At 68.9% G+C, this 2,671-nt stretch carries 3 protein-coding genes; 1 reads left to right on the top strand and 2 read right to left on the bottom strand.

Translation table 11 applies throughout. The features are described 5' to 3' along the window. Together ACWELJ_RS33925 and ACWELJ_RS33920 are read right to left on the bottom strand one after the other, a co-directional pair. A partial coding sequence (locus ACWELJ_RS33925) for a bifunctional 3-(3-hydroxy-phenyl)propionate/3-hydroxycinnamic acid hydroxylase (protein ID WP_452370146.1) occupies positions 1–1,200 on the bottom strand: 1,200 nt, incomplete at its 3' end. 1 nt (position 1,201) lies between these two features. Further along, positions 1,202–2,050 carry an alpha/beta fold hydrolase gene (locus ACWELJ_RS33920; protein WP_452370145.1) on the bottom strand — a complete coding sequence of 283 codons (849 nt, stop codon included), beginning with the start codon at positions 2,048–2,050 and terminating at the stop codon, positions 1,202–1,204. A 200-nt stretch (positions 2,051–2,250) separates the two neighbouring features. On the opposite strand from ACWELJ_RS33920, the gene ACWELJ_RS33915 reads away from it, so the two are divergent. Continuing rightward, entirely contained in the window at positions 2,251–2,637 is a 387-nt protein-coding gene (locus ACWELJ_RS33915; protein ID WP_452370144.1) for an ABC transporter permease, read from the top strand. The last annotated feature ends 34 nt before the right edge of the window (positions 2,638–2,671 follow it).

Genomic DNA, 2,671 nt, shown 5'->3' with positions numbered 1-2,671 from the left:
AAGGAGATCGCCAAGGATCCCGCGCGGTCCATGATCGTGCTCGATCCCGTGCGCATCCGGCCGGGTGCGCAGCGCCTGCTCGGCCAGCATCCGAGTGTCGCGGGCCCGGGCCGCGGCCGGGTCGGTGAGGCAGATCAGCTTGCCCAGGCGAACCGAGAAGTCGATGATCTCGGTGGCGTGCGGAATCCGCTCGGTCGCATAGGTTTCCAGCAGCGCGTCGGTCGCCGCGCCGGCCAGGACCGCCCGCAGTTTCCACCCGAGATTCATGACGTCGCGCAGTCCCGTGCACAGGCCCTGTCCGGCGAACGGCGGCATGAGGTGCGCCGCGTCGCCCGCGATCAGGGCCCGCCCGCGCTTCCAGGTGGTCGCCCAGCCCGCCTGGAAGCGGTAGGTGGCGTGGCGTTCGAGGGTCGAATTCTCCGGTGTGAAGCCGAAATCCGCGAGCAGCCGCCAGGCGAAGCCGGGCCGGTCGATATCGGCGATGTGTTCGTGCGGCAGCCGCATGAACTCCCAGCGGCGACGCCCGGGGCCGCCCGGCACCATGGTGTGCGGCCGGGCCGGATCGCAGGTCTGACGAGCCTCGCTCAGTTCGGGCGCGTCCGGGCCGGGGGCCACGTCCACCACCAGCCAGTCCGAGAAGTACCGATTGTCCTGCCATTGCGCGTCGATCGCGGCCCGCACCGCGCTGCCCGCGCCGTCGGCTCCGACCAGGTAGCTCGCGGTGAGCTCGAGCGATTCCGTGCCGCGCCCCAGCCGGACCGCGACCGCCGCGCCGAGATCGGTGTGACCGAGATATTCCCAGCCGCGCAGGATCACGACGTTCGGCAACTCTCGCAAGCGCGCCTCCAGCCGCTCCTCGAGCGCGGGCTGATGGAAGAAATAGGTGTTGTACCAGCCGGATTCGCCGTGCCCGGACCAATCCACCTCGAGCAGCACCTGACGGTCGGCGTTCTCCCAGCGGTAGAGGCCGTCGTAGGGCTCGGCGACCTCGGCGAGGGTCTCGGGCGAGAGCGCGACCGATTGCAGGATGCGCGCGAACTCGGCGTCGTGGGTCACCGCGCGCGGCAGCGGATAGGCGGCGGTCTGCTTGTCCACCAGCACGATTCGGAGTCCGGCCGCGGCGAGCTGGAGCGCCAGCACCTTGCCGACGGGTCCGCAGCCGATGATGGCGACGGCGTATTCACGATGTTCGGGACTCATATCAGGCCGGGATCGCCGCACTCCGGTGGCCGGCGAAGCAGGCCGCGATGAATTCCTCGACCCGCGGCATGAGCCGTTCGGGATGCCGGCGCAACGCGGCGATGGAGGGGGCGCGCAGTGATCGGGCGTCGGCCAGGCCCGCGGCCAGGGTGTCGGCGTCCTTGCGCACGTGCATCGGATCGAAGGGGTGCCCCATCACCAGGGCGCGGGTGCGCAGCTGCCGCCAGTCCGCGATCCACGGCTGGATGCCCCGGCTCAGGACCCCCGTCATGAGGTGGCGGGTGGCGATCGGGTCGCGCGCCAGCACGCCCAGCGGAATCCCGCCGCGGCCGGTGCGTTTCGCGTAGCCGCGGGCCACCGGCGCGACGACGCGCAGGATCGGGGTCAGCAGGCTGTAGCCGATCAGCAACGGCCCGCCCCAATAGCAGGAATTGCGAATGCCGCGGTCCAGGATCGGCATTTCCAGCCAGACCCCGGTGAAGCGTTCCGGCGCGAGCAGCGCCATGCGCAGCGCGTGCAGTGATCCGAAGGACGCGCCGCCGAGGAAGACCCGGTCCAATTCGAGCGTATCCAGCAGCGCCAGTACCGCATCGGCGGAAACGCGCAGACCGTAGGCGTCGGTGCGGCGCGGCTGTTCGGATTCGCCGTGCCCGGGCAGATCCACGCAGATCACCCGATATCCGCGCGCCGCAAGGTATTCCGCGATCGGCCATTGCGCGCGCTTGTCGATGAGGAATTGGTGCAGCAGCACGACGACGGAGTCACCGCCGCCGTGCTCGGTGTACGCGAGTCTGCCCCATTCCACCTCGGCGAAGCGGGTGGTCGGGGTGTCGGTGGTCACGGCGGTCATCATCGTCCTCCCTACAGACTCGTACCTACAGTTTTGTACTCGATCACGGAATTCGTCAACCGCACACTTGACAGTGGGCTCCGACACACCCCAGACTTCCAACCACCGGTGTGGACATAAGTGTAGGTACCGGAATGTAGTCTCGGCTCGCCCGAGGCCGGAAGTGCAGCGACGCCCATTCCGACAGGAGCTATCCCCGAATGAACACGGCCGAGCGAGCGGTGAATCGACCGGATCGCGGACCCACGTCCCTCGCCATCGTGCGGGACAATTTCTCGGGCACGATCGGGTCGTCGATCGCCACGCTGGGCCGCTGCGTCCTAACCGGCTTCGAGGCCGTGCGCGCCGGCGCCTCCGATGCGGCACGGTTGCGATTCCACTGGCGCGAGACCACCTTTCAGGCCTGGTTCATCGTCGGGGTCACCGCCTTGCCGGCCGTGCTCATGGCCATCCCGTTCGGCGTGATCGTCTCGGTGCAGGTCGGCAATCTGATCCACAACCTGGGCGCGGATTCGCTGATCGGTGCCGCGGGCGGGCTGGGCGTGATCCGCCAGGGCGCGCCCCTGCACGACCAGTGGATCGAATAGGCCTGTCTCATTGCGGATTTCGGTGATCCACTTG

Source organism: Nocardia sp. NPDC004582 (assembly GCF_053602115.1).
Note: the sequence above shows the minus strand (reverse complement) of the source record. Positions and strands in the feature narration are given on the sequence as shown.